General features: G+C 40.2%; 9 protein-coding genes. 4 read left to right on the top strand and 5 right to left on the bottom strand.

From position 1 onward, the window contains the following. Window positions 1-87: 87 nt before the first annotated feature. Complete coding sequence (locus I2F31_RS09450) at window positions 88-3,453, bottom strand: Rne/Rng family ribonuclease (protein ID WP_195768943.1); 3,366 nt, start codon at window positions 3,451-3,453, stop codon at window positions 88-90. Between the two features lie 692 nt (window positions 3,454-4,145). On the opposite strand from I2F31_RS09450, the gene I2F31_RS09455 reads away from it, so the two are divergent. Both I2F31_RS09455 and I2F31_RS09460 read left to right on the top strand, forming a co-directional pair. Then, entirely contained in the window at window positions 4,146-5,072 is a 927-nt protein-coding gene (locus I2F31_RS09455; RefSeq protein WP_195768944.1) for an RluA family pseudouridine synthase, read from the top strand. Between the two features lie 47 nt (window positions 5,073-5,119). After that, the gene (locus I2F31_RS09460; protein WP_195768945.1) at window positions 5,120-5,812 is read left to right on the top strand and encodes an HAD-IA family hydrolase; all 693 of its coding nucleotides are present in this window, start codon (window positions 5,120-5,122) and stop codon (window positions 5,810-5,812) included. On the opposite strand, the gene I2F31_RS09465 is transcribed toward I2F31_RS09460, so the two are convergent. After that, window positions 5,749-6,678, bottom strand: a complete 930-nt coding sequence (locus tag I2F31_RS09465; RefSeq protein WP_195773828.1) for a LysR substrate-binding domain-containing protein — start codon at window positions 6,676-6,678, stop codon at window positions 5,749-5,751. The two genes, I2F31_RS09460 and I2F31_RS09465, sit on opposite strands and share 64 nt — an antisense overlap. 1,246 nt (window positions 6,679-7,924) lie before the next feature. On the opposite strand from I2F31_RS09465, the gene I2F31_RS09470 reads away from it, so the two are divergent. After that, window positions 7,925-8,965, top strand: a complete 1,041-nt coding sequence (locus I2F31_RS09470) for an MBL fold metallo-hydrolase (RefSeq protein ID WP_195773829.1) — start codon at window positions 7,925-7,927, stop codon at window positions 8,963-8,965. 114 nt (window positions 8,966-9,079) lie between these two features. Here the strand turns inward: I2F31_RS09470 and I2F31_RS09475 are convergent, their stop codons facing one another. Next, a complete protein-coding gene (locus I2F31_RS09475) occupies window positions 9,080-10,594 on the bottom strand; it encodes a catalase (RefSeq protein WP_195768947.1) in 1,515 nt (504 codons plus the stop codon). 453 nt (window positions 10,595-11,047) lie between these two features. Here I2F31_RS09475 and katG point away from each other — a divergent pair, with 453 nt between their 5' ends. Then, window positions 11,048-13,243: a catalase/peroxidase HPI gene (katG, locus tag I2F31_RS09480; RefSeq protein WP_195773830.1), complete on the top strand. Its 2,196-nt coding sequence runs from the start codon at window positions 11,048-11,050 to the stop codon at window positions 13,241-13,243. Between the two features lie 59 nt (window positions 13,244-13,302). Here katG and I2F31_RS09485 read toward each other — a convergent pair whose 3' ends face one another. Together I2F31_RS09485 and ptsP are read right to left on the bottom strand one after the other, a co-directional pair. After that, a complete protein-coding gene (locus I2F31_RS09485) occupies window positions 13,303-13,701 on the bottom strand; it encodes a hypothetical protein (protein ID WP_195768949.1) in 399 nt (132 codons plus the stop codon). Between the two features lies 1 nt (window position 13,702). Then, window positions 13,703-15,997 carry a phosphoenolpyruvate--protein phosphotransferase gene (ptsP, locus tag I2F31_RS09490; protein ID WP_195768950.1) on the bottom strand — a complete coding sequence of 765 codons (2,295 nt, stop codon included), beginning with the start codon at window positions 15,995-15,997 and terminating at the stop codon, window positions 13,703-13,705. Window positions 15,998-16,053: the final 56 nt, after the last annotated feature.

Raw genomic sequence — 16,053 nt, forward strand, 5'->3', positions numbered from 1 at the left:
AATAGATTCAATTGGCTAAGTTGCTTGGTCATTCGTAGGTCATATAAAAAAGTAAGCCACCGATAAACGGTGGCTTACTTGAGCAGATTAAGATTCAGGGGTGACTGCTTTTTTAGGTGGTCTACCTCGTGGTCTACGAGGGCGAGCTGGTTTATCAGCTGTTGCTGAAGACGCTTTTTTCTTACTCTCAGCCTTAGCTTCTTTGCTGACAGTATCTTCTGTCGCAATTTCCTCTTCAGGCTTTGCGACCACTTCAGTTTGCTCAGGTGCTGTTTCAGCAACTTCTGTGTTAGTTGTTGCTTCTGTTTCTACAGGTTGTTCAATGACTTGTTGAACAGTTTCTTGAGTAACAGGTGCTTCAGTATTTGCCTGTGCAACAGATACATCATCTTTAGCTTTAGTTTCAGCAACTGTTTCAGCTTTACTTGCTTCTTCTTTCAAGTGCTGTGCTTTGGCTTGCTCTAATGCTTGTTCAGCGGCAAGTTTAGCTAAGCGTCTACGCTCACGTGGGTCATTTGCAACACGCAATTGCTTGGTTTGCGGTGGTGTAAGTGATAGTGCTTCAGCATTAACATCTGTCGAGTTACTATTGTTTGGCACAGTAACATCACGAGTAACAGATTTCTTCTCTGTTGCAGTTGTTGGTTGTGTCTGCGAAGCAATATAGCTTTCAGTGAACTTACTCAGCGCACGATTAAATGTTGGAATAAGTCCAAACTGTTCAATCAGTACGGTGCAGTCTTCACCATAAACCGTACGAATCAAGCTTGCTACACTGTGCTGCTTTAAGGCAGGGTTTTGTGTTGCTGAGATTTGATGCGTATCCGCTGAATGCTTTGTTTGAGTCGCTTTTTGACGGCGACTTGAACGTGGGTCATTGCTCGCACGCTTTGGCTTTTGCTCGCGTTGTTGCGGTGCTTCTACTTTTTCTACTTCTTTGCGAACAGGAGTAGTCTCGGTAGGTTGTGCTTTATTGGTTGTAACAGTTGGTGCTTCTTTAGAAACAGGGCTGTCTACAACGTCTGTTTTGGCTACAGGTGCTTGTTGCTCTTTAGTAATCGCAACAATATCTTTGCTTGCCGTATCTACATTAACAACCAATGCCGTTGGCATGTCTTCATGACGCGGAACATCTACAACATGAACGCTTGGTTTGTCATTTGTATGCACAGGTTGAGTTGTTTCAGTCGCTACGACAGCTTGTGGTTGTTCCAATACGCTTTGGTCTCGTTGACGGTTTGGTCGTTGAGGGCGTTGTTGGTTACGGTCACGGCGAGGAACAGACTGTGTTTGAGTGGAATTTTCAGGTTGTTCACTGGCTGTATGAGGCTGCGTATTACCACTTTGAGCATGGTCTTGCTGTTGGCGTTTTTGTTGACGCTTTAAGTCTCTCATTTCTTGACGAGACAGTTGCGTATTTTCTTCGTTGCCATGACGAGGCGTTACTTGCTCAACATGTTGCTCACGTTGTTCTTTGTACTTGTTGTTACGTTGCTTCTTGTTGTTGCGTGGCTGGCGTTCTTCTTTGTCCGCTTCGCGCTTTTCTGTTTTTGCAACAGTGGTACTTTGTGCTTGTTGCCCAAGGTATGCATTATTTGCAGACTCAGCAGTGTTTTGTGGCGTAATGGTTGCTTCTACTGAACCAAATTGGCCTTTGCTGACTGCACCACGATTCACCATTGCTTCAATAGCTGTTGCCGCATGATTGGCTGTACGTGTTTGATCTACTGTTTGTGCTTGTTTTTGTGTAAACAAGTTTTCTAACCATGCACATGGGCTATGTGCTGCAGTTGTTACTTGTGCAGTAGTTTGCTGAGCTTTTACTGCATGTTGTTGCGTGTTTTGCACAGTTTTTACTGTTTTTTCTTTAGCAAGAGGCGTAACAATCGCTTTTTCGCCTTCATCTAAATGCCACTCAGCAGATTGGTAACCTAGTTCAGCTTCACTTGAGCGTGTTGCTTCTGTACGTTCGTAGCTGGTTGGTGCAAAACCTTCAGGGTTGTACTGTATTTGATAGTGCGGTGTTTCTAAATGAGGGTGAGGCAATACGGTAATGCGTACATTTGAGCTTTGCTCTAAGTACACTAAGGTATGGCGTTTTTCATTGAGTAAGAAAGCTGCAATTTCAACAGGCACTTCAATTTGTACTTCACCTTGACGCTCTTGTAAGGCAATTTCTTCGACCTTACGCATAATAGATAAAGACAATGAACGTACATCACGTACCATGCCTGTGCCATGACAGCGAGGGCAAACGTAACCCGTAGACTCTTCTAAAGATGGACGTAGACGTTGGCGACTCATTTCCATCAGACCAAAACGTGACAATTGTCCAAACTGTATACGAGCACGGTCGCTTTGAGTTGACTCTCTGAGCTTAGCCTCAACCATACGTTGGTTGCGGTCTTTACTCATGTCAATAAAGTCAATAACAACTAAGCCACCAATATCACGTAAACGCAGTTGACGTGCAATTTCTTCAGCAGCTTCTAAGTTGGTATTGAGAGCGGTGTCTTCAACATCTTGACCACGAGTAGATTTCGCGGAGTTAATGTCAATGGCAACCAGTGCTTCGGTTTGGTCAATCACAATTGAACCGCCTGATGGCAGTTTCACTTCACGTTCGTATGCGGTTTGGATTTGACTTTCCACACCAAAGTGAGCAAATAAAGGCTCGTGGTGCGTATATGTTTTAAGTTTGTCGAGTTGAGATGGCATCACGACTTTGACAAAGTTATAGGCTTCGTTAAAGGCTTGCTCGTTATCAATTAAAATTTCAGTCACATCATCACGTAAGTAATCACGGATTGCACGTGTTACCACACCTGCTTCTTGGTGAACCAGCATGGGTGATGGGCCTGAACTTGCTGTACTTTGAATTTGTGCCCAAAGGTCAAGTAAGTGTTGTAGGTCTTGTTGTAGCTCTTCTTGGCTACGGCCAATACCTGCAGTACGTACAATCACACTCATACCACGTGGTGTTTGTAGTGATGCGAGTTTTTCTTTCAGCTCTTCACGTACAGCCCCAGAAATTTGGCGACTAATACCACCACCTTTGGGGTTGTTTGGCATCAGTACAAGGTAACGTCCTGCCAATGAAATATAAGTAGAAAGCGCAGCACCTTTATTGCCACGTTCTTCTTTTTCAACTTGGACTAAAAGTTCTGTACCTTCGGTGAGGAGTTCACGAATATTTGAGGTTTCACGAGCGTCGGCACTAAAGTAGTTACGTGAGATTTCACGCATTGATAAAAAGCCTTGGCGTTGTGCACCATACTCGACAAAAACCGCTTCTAAAGAAGGTTCAACACGAGTAATGTGACCTTTATAAATGTTAGACTTTTTTTGTTCTCTGGTTCTATTTTCAAGGTCAAAGTCATATAGACGCTGGCCTGTGACAAGTGCAACACGGACTTCTTCAGCATGTGTTGCATTAATCAGCATACGTTTCATGTGGGTCATACCTAATCGTTGAGCCACAACGATAAGTCAGTCTTCTGTATGTAAATAAAAGCGTTGAATACGTCGCTTCTTGGTTGTAAGGCAAGCTGCGTTTTGCAGTTTATTTACATAATAAACATTTTATGTGTCTGTCTGACTAAATTCACCTAAAATCATCTCGGGCTGTATTGATGTAATGCAAAGAGAACTTTATTGCTTGTTCTGTTTGTATGTGTAAGGAACTCTGGCACGGAAAACTCATCGTGGCGGAGGTTCACTTAACGCATCTTTCAATACATCAAATGCTTAAGCCTGATAAAGTGTCAGGGAATGACTTATTCGATGTGTTTCAGTTTACATTAATCAACCAATCTAAATTGGCAACATATATTTTTGGGGCAAACTGTTTTGTAGGCAAACGTATTATTTTACGCAACAGTTTGCAATTTTGCCGATATAATAACGCCTTTGGCATCGGCATATTCTGTTAGGACCTTTCCGAGTTGGTGATGAGTATCTGTGTTCAATGCACAATATTTTACTCAATATTTGTACAGAATCTCATTTACGGCGGTATCCGAGCGCTGACTATAGCAAACCTTGATGCATCTGCCTATGGGTAATGATGTGATTTTTGCTGAAAAAAAGCAGTTAATTGGTTATATTTTATTCATTTTGTGGGAAATACAGTTTAGGGAACAAGTATGGATCAGAGTCAACAATGGCAGAGTGTGACGTGGTTTGATGTTGATGAAAATCAGCTTGATCAAAGAATAGATAATTTTTTATTTTCTCGTTTAAAAGGTGTGCCTAAAAGTCGAATTTATCGCTTAATTCGTGAAGGTCAAGTACGTGTGAATAAAAAGCGTGTGAAAGCAGAAACACGTTTACAGGTGGGAGACCAGATTCGTGTTGCTCCGATTCGCTATGAGCAAAAGCAAGAAGCAGATATTGCAGTGAGTGATAGCGTTGTTCAGGGGTTATTACAACGTATTGTGTATGAAGATGAAGGACTGTTGGTGGTAAATAAGCCATCAGGTATTGCCGTGCATGGAGGCAGTGGTATTGCTTATGGTTTGATTGAAGCATTGCGTGTGGCGACGGGTAAAAAATATTTAGAATTGGTGCACCGTATTGACCGCGATACTTCAGGTTTGGTGATGGTGAGTAAAAAACGTAGCACGTTAAAGTTATTACAAGATTTTTTGAGACAACATAAAATACAAAAAACTTACGCCGCGATTGTAAAAGGGCAGGTGAGTTTAGATCGACAATTAATAGATGCACCTTTATTGCGTTATGAATTGGCGAATGGTGAGCGACGTGTACGTGTGTCTAAAGATGGTAAACCAAGTCAAACAGTATGGCATGTTGCAAAACGTTTTAAAGGTGCAACATTGGTACATGCATCACCACTGTCTGGTCGTACCCATCAAATTCGTGTGCATGGTTTGAGTATTGGTCATCCACTTCTTGGTGATGATAAATATGGTCATCAAACGGTATACCACGGGGAAGAGCCTCGCCGTTTATGCTTACATGCTTTGCGTTTAGAAATACCAGGCTATGAAACGATAGAAGCACCTTTACCTGATGATATGCAAAAAATCTTAAACAATTTAAAGGTATGATGCGAGCTTTTGTATTTCAGTTGTTTACTTAGGTGTTTGGTGGAATTATGCAAAATCATGCGGTAAAGCTCATTATTTTTGACTGGGACGGCACACTGTTTAATTCGGTGGGGCAGATTGTAGATAGCTTGCTATATGCTGCTGAAAAGTATGATCAGCCATTGTTGGCAATAGATGCCAAAGATGTGATTGGGTTGGGTTTACCTGAAGTGATGCAACGTTTGTTTCCACAAGTGCCTGAGTTACATGAGCAATTATTAACAGCTTATTCGACACATTATGTTGAAAATTCTGTACAAGACCTTTGGTTTGATGGTGTTGCTGAAATGCTAGATGCTTTAAGAAACCAAGGTGTTTTATTGGCAGTGGCAACAGGAAAAAACCGTAAAGGGCTTGACCGTGTATTGGAAAAAACAAAGAGTACCGATTTATTTACCATCACACGTGCAGCCAGTGAAACAGCGTCTAAGCCGAACCCGCAAATGTTGCAAGAAATTTTGAACCATACGGGTGTGGCTGCAACAGAGGCAGTGATGGTGGGTGATACCAGCTATGACTTAGAGATGGCACAGCGTATTGGTATGCCACGCATCGGGGTTACGTATGGTGTGCACTCGGATGCCATTTTAAAACAGTATGAACCGCTTGCCATTGTGCATAATATTGAGCAGTTAGCTCAAGTTTTAAAATCAGATATGTTTGGTTTATCTACTTCTGTTGATGGTATAGATAAGCTATAGAGCATGTCTAAAAAGCACTTTACTGCGGCAGATGTATTTTGTTTTTTATGACTCATAACAAGGTCTAAAGTAGGTAGCTTCGCATCAAGGTCACGTGTGGCAATATTGGGCAGGCTACTAAATGGATCTACATATTTGGGCAAAATGGCACAACCTTGCCCTGTATTAATGAGATTTAAAGTATCTACAATAGTCTTAGCTTTGATTTTTGATTTAAATGAGATGTGGTGCATGTCAATAAATTGAGTAACTGCTTGGTTTAGTACCAGTAAGCTATTGGAGGTTGCGGTAATGAAGTCTAAACCGTTCAATGCCGATAATGGGATATGCTCAAGCGTTGTTAAAGGGTGTTGTTTGGGTAAGATGAGTGCCAAGTCATCTTTAAAAATCACATGGTTTTCCACTTGTTCATGCGTCAGTGTTTTACGTGTGAAGATAATATCGAGCTCATCTTTTATTAAGGCTTGATGTTGTTCGAGATCATTTAAAATACTGAGCTCAATTTTAAAATTGGGGTGCTGCATACGAAATGTGGGTAAAATTCGTGGGAATATTCGAATTTCAGCGGCAGTAATAAAACCAATTTTAAGCACTTGTTGTTTCGATAAATGTGTTTTTCTTGCGAGATAAATTGAGCGTTCGGCTTGAGCGATGGTGAGTCTGGCTTGCTCTAAAAAAACTACACCCTCTTCGGTGAGTTCAACTTTTCTTTTTGTGCGATTAAATAAACGAACGCCAATTTCTTCTTCAAGGTCTTTAATCTGCTGGCTAAGGGATGGCTGTGCAGTATAAAGTCGCAAAGCTGCTTTACTAAAGTTGAGTTCTTCAGCAACGGCAATAAAGTATCGAAGGTGACGCAATTCCATAACAAAACACCTACTATTTATCAATATTGTATTGATTTTTAAATATAAAATAATTGATTTTTAACAGCATACATTTTTTTTAGTGTAGTGGTAAACCTATATTCCAAAAAGATGGAATATTTATTGTCTAATATGATTTTTTTTATGTGAATTTTATTTAAAAATAATTTAGTCATCATTAGGTAATATTTAAAGGAGATTATGTAATTAAGGATTAACTGGGATCTGTGATGATTTAGTTTTTTATAATTATAAAATATATACAGCATTATAATAATTTAAATTTTTACTTATAAAAGGTGATAGATTATGTGGTATTAATTCATTTTTGTTAGATAGTATTAATGCGTAATAAATATATTTTTTTATTTTTAATAAATTTGGAGATAATAATATGTGGCATTAATTTTATAATAAAATGATTTTTGCTGTGCTGTATATTATAATAAAATTCACCCAATATTTTTAATATTTTGTGAATAGGTAGTATTGTTTGTTAATTTTTCTGACATCATGTATTTACAGTATATGGTGTCTTTTTTATTGGGGAACTATTCTGAGATTAGTAAGAAACCTATTGGCTGAAGTCAGCTAAATGAGTGGAGCAATAAATACTATTTGCCTTGAATCCTGTTTAAGCCAAAGTATTGATCTGTCTTATTTAGACGTATTAATTGCATATGTTATGATGATGAGCCACTAAAATGCCTTGCAACGTCAGTTTATCTTTCAGGCTTTGGCTAATATAGCCACGATTTGTATAGATAGACTGTTGCTTTAAATGCTTTAACCAAATTTTCAAGCATTTTAATATCAGCAACATGCCCATTCGATAATAGTGTATAAACTATACACCTGATGAAATCATTGCCAAACGTAGCTGACAGCCAAAGAACTAACCAATAGAAATTTTACCTCGTATTACAATTTCTGATAAAGATCTATGCCGAACAATATATTGGTTTTTGTATTAAAGGTAGCATGGTTAAATCCACTCATAAGTAACAGCTCTGATTGTCTGTCATAAGAATTAGAGCTGTTAGTGGTTTGTAGTTACTCAAATTATGATTCTCATCCTTTCTTTTTAACTGATATTTTTATTCAGGATTCGAAGTATATTTGTTTGTGTAGTATTGAAAGTATAGGTGCTTTTAGATACAAAGAAGTAGCATACTAAATATTCAAACAACATGATTATGTAGATGAAACTGTTTCAAATTCTTTGAATTATGATCAGGCCAACAATATGACGCTAAAACCAGTACATTATCATCTTGTGACAAAGCAGAGTTATTTGCACTGTTTGCAAAAACCACAGTGGGACTACTCGCAGTTAAGTTATTTTAAAAATGGACGGTTTTATAATCAGTATCCAGACACAGTACAGTTAACGAAAACAAAAGTACTGAAGTGGTTACTTTTTCGTAGGGATAAAGCATGGCCTGAACATGATGACTTTATGCAACAGCAACAACAACGACCCAAAGCCAAGATTTCAGATCAAGCACCTGATGTAAGTACATGGCGTATTTGGTATGTCAACCATGCCACAGTGCTGATACAAATAGGAACATTCAATCTGTTAACTGACCCCATTTGGGCGGACTTTGCAGGCCCAGGACAAGGTTTTGGCCCTCGCCGTGCGTGCTTGGCGGGTATTGCACTTGAAAATTTACCCCGTATTGATGCTGTACTGCTCAGCCATAATCATTATGACCACATGGACCTAGCCACATTGGCATGGTTACATGAGCGTTTTGCTATGCCAATTTATACAGGTTTAGGCAATGCGTATTATTTACCTTCAAGTTGGCATGTGGTTGAAATGAAGTGGGGGCAGGCGATCGATGTTTTAGGGTTCAAAATAACGTATGTGCCTGCACAGCATAGTTCAGGGCGAGGCATTCGCGATCAAAATAAAGCTCTTTGGGGTGGTTTTTGTGTGCATTATCAAGAAGAATATCTCTACTTTGCAGCAGATACAGGGTATTGCCCCCAATTTACAGCATTATATAAAAAATTTGGTGCCCCAAAAGTGGCTTTGTTGCCTATAGGTGCGTATGAGCCAAGAGCCTTGATGAAGTATTTGCACATGAATCCACTCGATGCTTTTCAAGCCCATCTAGATTTGCAATCGGGTTGTTCTATTGCAATACATCATCATACATTTCAGTTGACTGATGAGACTCGTGATGCCCCTGCGACATGGCTCAGTGCATTGGTTGATGAGCACCAATTAGATCGGCCATTTTATAGTGTATTAGAAGGGCAGTATATTGATGTATAAAATTTTATCATGGATATAGATAAAGGTAGGTGCTTAAAATGAAATCGCCAACAGCTGACCATTGCATGTTGGCGATGAGTTATGCTTTCAAATCATACCAAAATGAACGCTATGCTATTCAGAGTGACCACTGTTTTGTTCTTCAATATGACCATCTTGTTGCTGGTAAGAACTATGACCACTTGCATGTAATGCCTGACGAACACCTGCTTCATAATCTGGATGGACTCTACCAAAATGTACCAGTTGTTTTTCGATAATCTCTTTAGGTACACCTTGCATTGCATCTGAAATATTGCTAAAGAGTCGTGATTTCTCACCTTCATCAAATAAGTTAAATAATGCAGTCACTTGAATATAATCGTTATTGCCTTCGTCTTGACGATGGTCGAAACGGTCTACAATATTTGAATCCAAACGAAGAGGGGGTTCTTTTAATTCAGGGTTGGCAATTGGTCCCCCAAAAGAGTTTGGCTCGTAATACGCATCTGGATTTGGAAAGTGCTCTTGCACATTCATTGGGCCATCTTTGTGATAGTGATGTACAGGGCATTGTGGACGGTTTACAGGAATATTTTCATAGTGTGTACCTAAGCGGTAGCGGTGTGCATCTGCATAACTAAAAATACGTGCTTGTAGCACACGGTCTGGTGAAAAGCCAATGCCTGGAAGAACATTTGACGGAGAAAATGCGGCCTGTTCAATTTGTGCAAAATAATTTTCAGGGTTTTTATTCAGTTCGAGTACACCAATTTCAATAGGTGGGTATTCGCTATGTGGCCATACTTTGGTCAGGTCAAATGGGTTGTATGATGTTTTTTCTGCATCTAATTCAGGCATGATTTGTACTTGTACTGTCCATTTTGGAAAGTCGCCTTTTTCAATGCTGTAGTACAAATCTTCTTGTGTCGTTTCGCGACTTTCGCCTACTTTTTGTTGTCCTTCAGGATTGGTCCAATAACGGTGACCTTGTTGTGTTTTGAAGTGAAATTTCACCCAAAAACGTTCTCCTTTTTTATTCCAAAAAGAAAAGGTATGTGAACCATAGCCATTCATATGGCGTACGTCCGTTGGTAGACCACGGTCTGACATTAAAATAGTCACTTGGTGTAAGCTCTCTGGTGACTGTGACCAATAATCCCACATTGCGGTCGGTGAGCGTAAGTTGGTACGTGGGTGTCTTTTTTGTGTATGAATAAAATCTGGAAATTTGAGTGGGTCACGTAAAAAAAATACAGGTGTATTATTGCCGACTAAATCCCAGTTGCCTTCTGCAGTATAAAATTTAAGTGCAAAACCACGAACATCACGCTCAGCGTCAGCTGCACCATGCTCACCTGCAACTGTTGAAAAGCGTGCTAGCATTTTTGTTTGCTTGCCTTCGCCATTAAAAACTTCTGCACGTGTATATTCCGAGAGATCTTTTGTCAGTGTAAATGTACCGAATGCCCCCCAACCTTTGGCATGTACTGTACGTTCTGGAATTCTTTCACGGTTTTGATGTGCTAATTTTTCAATTAATTGCCAGTCTTGCATTAACAGTGGCCCACGTTGTCCAACGGTGACACTGTTTTGATTATCTGCAACTGGTGATCCTGCAGTGGTTGTATGGTACGGGCATTTACTCATGGCTTACTCCTAAATTATGGGCTGGCTATCGTTTTGAATTTTATGACTGAGTTACTTTTTTTGATGACATTAATAATTTTTTTATGGCTAAATTTTAGCCTGATGTGATTGGGGGGTATATATTGAGTTGTGCTGGTTTTGTAACAGTATGTATTTCGATATTTAAGCGTCATAGGTTGTTATTTATGCTGATATGATAAAATCATCCATCTAAATTTTTGGTGTGTTGATTTGAGTATTTAGATTTTCTTTTTTATTCAATCAGCATGGCATGACGATTTATTATTGTATGTTATGCAGATACCTATGACATTTTTATTAAAAAAGCATTTTAGCTTCAATTGGGTTTACCTATAAATATCATTCATAAAAACGGATTCCTTTTTGAATGAAAAACTTCTAACTTATAGACATAACCGATCAAGATTTTAAATAACATATTGGAGTTGTTAGATGAGTCACGATACGCAAGCTAATTCAGGAAAGTGCCCATTCCACCAAAATGGTGCAAGCACAACCGTAGCCAGCTCAAATACAGACTGGTGGCCAAACGCGCTTAACTTAGATATTTTATCTCAGCACGATCATAAAACAGATCCGATGGACCCTGATTTTGATTATGCTAAAGCGTATAGCACTTTAGATATTGATGCAGTTAAAGCAGATATTCGTGCATTAATTAACACAAGTCAAGACTGGTGGCCAGCAGACTGGGGTAGTTATGTGGGTATGTTTGTACGCACAGCATGGCACTTGGCAGGTACATACCGTAAACAAGATGGCCGTGGTGGTGCAAACACAGGTAACCAACGTTTTGCGCCGTTGAACAGCTGGCCTGATAACGTAAATACAGACAAAGGTCGTCGTTTACTTTGGCCGATTAAACAAAAATATGGGAACAAAATCTCTTGGGGCGATTTAATTGTCTTGGCAGGTACGGTTGCTTATGAAGTTGCTGGTCTTAAAACCTTTGGTTTTGCTGGTGGCCGTAAAGAAATTTGGCACCCAGAAAAAGACATATACTGGGGTGAAGAGCGTCAGTGGTTAGATGCAACTGAAAACCGTTATGAAAATGACCAAGACCGTACAAGCTTAGAGAACCCGTTGGCTGCCGTACAAATGGGCTTGATTTACGTCAACCCTGAAGGGGTAGATGGTCAATCTGATCCATTAAAAACAGCTCAAGACATGCGGGAAACGTTTGACCGTATGGCAATGAACGACGAAGAAACTGTTGCATTAACTGCGGGTGGTCATACTGTAGGTAAAGCACATGGTAATGGTGATGCTGAGGTTTTAGGTGCAGATACTGAAGGCGCAGATGTTGAGTTTCAAGGCTTAGGTTGGCATAACCCACAAGGCAATGGTAATGGTACGAATACCATGGTCAGTGGTATTGAAGGTGCATGGACAACGAACCCAACCAAATGGGATAACGAGTTTTTCTATCTTTTGTTTACGTATGATTGGGAATTGACCAAGAGCCCAGCAGGTGCAACGCAGTGGGAACCTGTAAACATTAAAGAAGAAGACAAACCAATTGATGCACATAATCCAAACGTTCGTCGTAACCCGATTATGACAGATGCAGATATGGCATTAAAAGTTGATCCAGAATACCGTAAAATTTCTGAGCGCTTTTATAAAGACCCTGCTTATTTCTCAGAGGTGTTTGCACGTGCATGGTTTAAATTAACCCACAGAGATTTAGGACCAAAATCTAGATACTTAGGTAATCAAGCACCTGCGGAAGATTTAATTTGGCAAGATCCGATTCCTGCTGTTGATTACACTTTAACAGATGCTGAAGTGGCGACATTGAAGGAAAAATTGTTGAACAGTGGTTTAACAACAACTGAACTCATTAATACTGCATGGGACAGTGCACGTACTTACCGTGGTTCAGACTTCCGTGGCGGTGCAAATGGTGCTCGTATTCGTTTAGCACCACAAAAAGATTGGGCAGGTAACGAGCCTGAGCGTTTGGCAAAAGTACTTGCAACACTTGAAAGTGTGCAAGCATCTTTAGACAAAAAAGTAAGCATTGCTGATTTGATTGTCCTTGGTGGTACGGCAGCGGTTGAAAAAGCAGCACACGATGCAGGGGTAAACATTACTGTACCGTTTGTTGCGGGTCGTGGTGATGCAACGCAAGAGCAGACAGATGAGTATTCATTTAAAGATCTTGAGCCAAAACATGATGGTTTCCGTAACTGGTTAAAAGCAGACTATGCAGTACAACCTGAAGAAATGTTGCTTGACCGTGCACAATTGCTTGGCTTAACAGCACCTGAAATGACTGTATTGATTGGTGGTATGCGTGTGCTTGGTACCAACTATGCAGGTACTAAACATGGTGTGTTCACTGATAAAGAAGGCGTATTGAGCAATGACTTCTTTGTGAATTTAACAGACATGCGTAATACATGGAAACCTGTTGGTAAAAACCTTTACGAAATTCGTGATCGTGCCACAGGTGCTGTGAAATGGACTGCAACACGTGTAGACCTTGTCTTTGGTTCAAACTCAATCTTACGTTCTTATGCGGAAGTATATGGTCAGTTTGATAACCAAGAAAAATTTGTACGTGACTTTGTTAAAGCATGGACAAAAGTAATGAATGCAGACCGTTTTGATGTGAAAGCGTAAGCCATTTTAGAGTGTAAAAAAAACCGCCCTAGGGCGGTTTTTTTTATGTGCTAAGTTGTTTAAGTATTACGATTTATATGTTGAATATAATATTCAATGTCTGCGTCATCATAACCGAGTAATTGACCAATTTCTCGCTCTAAAGGGGCAGAGAAGCCAACAGATAAAGTCATTTTTATCACTTCAATCAAACGCTGTACATTCGGGGTATTGGGGGCATGCGAAATTACGTAATATACGATTTCACGAGGCTCACCTTTAAATAAAAAATGATGGGTAAATTGCGTGCAGTGTAGACGACCACTTTCGAGATAAGGTGTAAATTCCTCTGGCATCTCTGAGTCTGTATAAAATAGCGCCAATGGTTTTTTGTTGGCCAACATGAGTTCTAATTCTTTGTATTCGTGTGGGCCTAAAGATGGGTGCATTGGCATGTTATGCATATATGATTCACTCATGTTAACTGGTAATTAAACGATTGGTTTTGACCATATCTTCAAGACCATGGGTTTTAAAATAGTTTTCTAGCCAACTTTTAATCATCAGTGGATTATCTAGTGTAAGTACATGCTCTAACAGTTCTTTTGCATCGTGCATAGGTACATGGCAAATGGCTTTACGTACACGTAAGATATTGCTTGAGCTCATAGACAAGGTGTTAAAGCCCATGGCCATGAGTAATATGGCAGAGAGTGGATCACCGGCCATTTCACCACAAATACTAATTGGCTTATTGTACTGGTGGCAGTCTTGTACTAAGCGGTTGAGGGCACGCAATACCGCAGGGTGAAAATGAGAATACACGCCCGATACATGCGGGTTATTGCGATCCACGGCCAACAAATATTGTGTTAAGTCATTAGAGCCGACTGAGAAAAAGTCAACTAAGCCCGCAAACTCACGAATTTGGAACAATATACTCGGTACTTCAACCATAATACCCAGTTTTGGCTTGGTAATATTGACCTGTTCTTCTTCTTGAATGGCTTTACAGTCACGTTCTAGCAAGTATAAAACTTCTTCCACTTCGCTAATACTGGTGACCATTGGTAATAAAATATGTAAGTTATTTAAACCAATATTGGCTTTGAGCATGGCTCTAATTTGTGATGAAAAAATTTCAGGGTGGTCTAAAGTAAAACGTAGCCCACGCCAACCCAATGCGGAGTTGGCTTCATTAATACTAAAATAAGGTAGCTCCTTATCTGCACCAATATCTAAAGTACGCATGGTGACAGGCTTGCCTGCAAAGTGGCTCAGTTGTTGGCGGTAAATCACGCGCTGTTCTTCTTCACCAGGGAAGCGGTCACGGAGCATAAATGGAATTTCACTGCGGTATAAACCTACGCCTTTCGCTCCACGTTGCACACCACGGACAACATCAATCATCAGTCCAGTGTTGACTAAAAGCTGTGTTGCAACGCCGTCGGGTGTAATGGCATCTTTGGTTTCGTACTGCTTTAAATCTTTAGCAATTTGTTCTTCTTCTTTTTGAATTTCTTTATAGCGTTGACGCAAGCGACGTGGTGGATTGATGGTGACTTTACCTTGATAGGCATCAACAATCATTTCTACATCATCAAGTGTGCTAATGGGTAATTCTGTGACACCAACCACGGTAGGTATACCTAAAGCCCGTGCCACAATCACCATATGTGAATTGGCAGCCCCATCTGTTGTAACAATGGCTGCAATTTTGTCGACAGGTAACTCGACCAGTGCGGCTGTACTAATTTCATCGCCAATTAAAATACTGTCTGAGCTAAGTTCTTTGTGGCTTGCATCGGCTTCTTGCAGTGAGGCTAAAATACGTCGTCCTAAGTCTTTGAGATCAGAGACACGCTCACGTAAATAATCATCTTCCATTTGTGAAAAGTGGGCAATATGACGTTCTAGTACAATCCGTACCGCACCTTGAGCCCAATGACCTGAGCGGATTTCCTCTTTAATTTCTTGCGGAAGGGCATGGTCATCCAGCATACGTAAAAAAATACTAAATAAGGCACGCTCATCTGACATGAGTGAGTCTTTCATTTTTTCATCGAGGCGTTTGATCTCTTCACGTACAACAAGCACTGCTTGGTCAAGTAAACCGAGCTGTTCGCTAATGTCTTCGGCCTCTCTTTCAGGTACAGCAGAAATATCTGAAGGTGGGTACAGTACAATCGCGCGACCTAATGCAATGCCTCCAGAGCCTGCAACCCCTTGAAAGGTTTTATAGTTGGAAATATTGGCCACTTTACGAAATAGGTCGGTGCTATTTACGGCGTGGGCATGGGCAATGACCCCTGAGAGTTGTGCACACAAGGTGACTAGAAATGACTCGGCTGCCTCACTAAAGTCTTGGCGTTCTTTGTTTTGCACCACCAAAACACCCATGACTTTACGGCGATACATGACGGGCACACCCATAAATGAGTTATATATTTCTTCGCCTGTTTCAGGGAAGTAAGCATATTTCTCATGCTCTGATGCACGCTCAAGATTAACGATTTCTTCTCGTTGCCCAACTAAGCCGACTAACCCTTCGCCAAATTGCAATGACACATGGCCCACAGATTCAACATTGAGCCCTTTACTTGCCATCAGCAAATAGCATTGATTTCGTTCATCGAGTAAATAAATCGAACATACATCTACATCCATGGCCTCAGATACTTGTTTGACCATAATATCTAAGGATTCATGCAGGTCATTAGAGGCATTGATTTTTTGTACAATGCTTCTTAATGTGTCTAGTTGCATGTTCGACATAAATGCATACTCCCGAGCATTTAATAAGTAATAGTAGCTTTAGTTATAACAGTATC

Source organism: Acinetobacter rathckeae, from assembly GCF_015627125.1.
GTDB lineage: Bacteria > Pseudomonadota > Gammaproteobacteria > Pseudomonadales > Moraxellaceae > Acinetobacter > Acinetobacter rathckeae.

Coding starts and splice junctions, on each gene's coding strand:
- I2F31_RS09450 (WP_195768943.1), bottom strand. CDS start 3,453: ATGAAACGTATGCTGATTAATGCAACACATGCTGAAGAAGTCCGTGTT.
- I2F31_RS09455 (WP_195768944.1), top strand. CDS start 4,146: ATGGATCAGAGTCAACAATGGCAGAGTGTGACGTGGTTTGATGTTGAT.
- I2F31_RS09460 (WP_195768945.1), top strand. CDS start 5,120: ATGCAAAATCATGCGGTAAAGCTCATTATTTTTGACTGGGACGGCACA.
- I2F31_RS09465 (WP_195773828.1), bottom strand. CDS start 6,678: ATGGAATTGCGTCACCTTCGATACTTTATTGCCGTTGCTGAAGAACTC.
- I2F31_RS09470 (WP_195773829.1), top strand. CDS start 7,925: ATGACGCTAAAACCAGTACATTATCATCTTGTGACAAAGCAGAGTTAT.
- I2F31_RS09475 (WP_195768947.1), bottom strand. CDS start 10,594: ATGAGTAAATGCCCGTACCATACAACCACTGCAGGATCACCAGTTGCA.
- katG (WP_195773830.1), top strand. CDS start 11,048: ATGAGTCACGATACGCAAGCTAATTCAGGAAAGTGCCCATTCCACCAA.
- I2F31_RS09485 (WP_195768949.1), bottom strand. CDS start 13,701: ATGAGTGAATCATATATGCATAACATGCCAATGCACCCATCTTTAGGC.
- ptsP (WP_195768950.1), bottom strand. CDS start 15,997: ATGTCGAACATGCAACTAGACACATTAAGAAGCATTGTACAAAAAATC.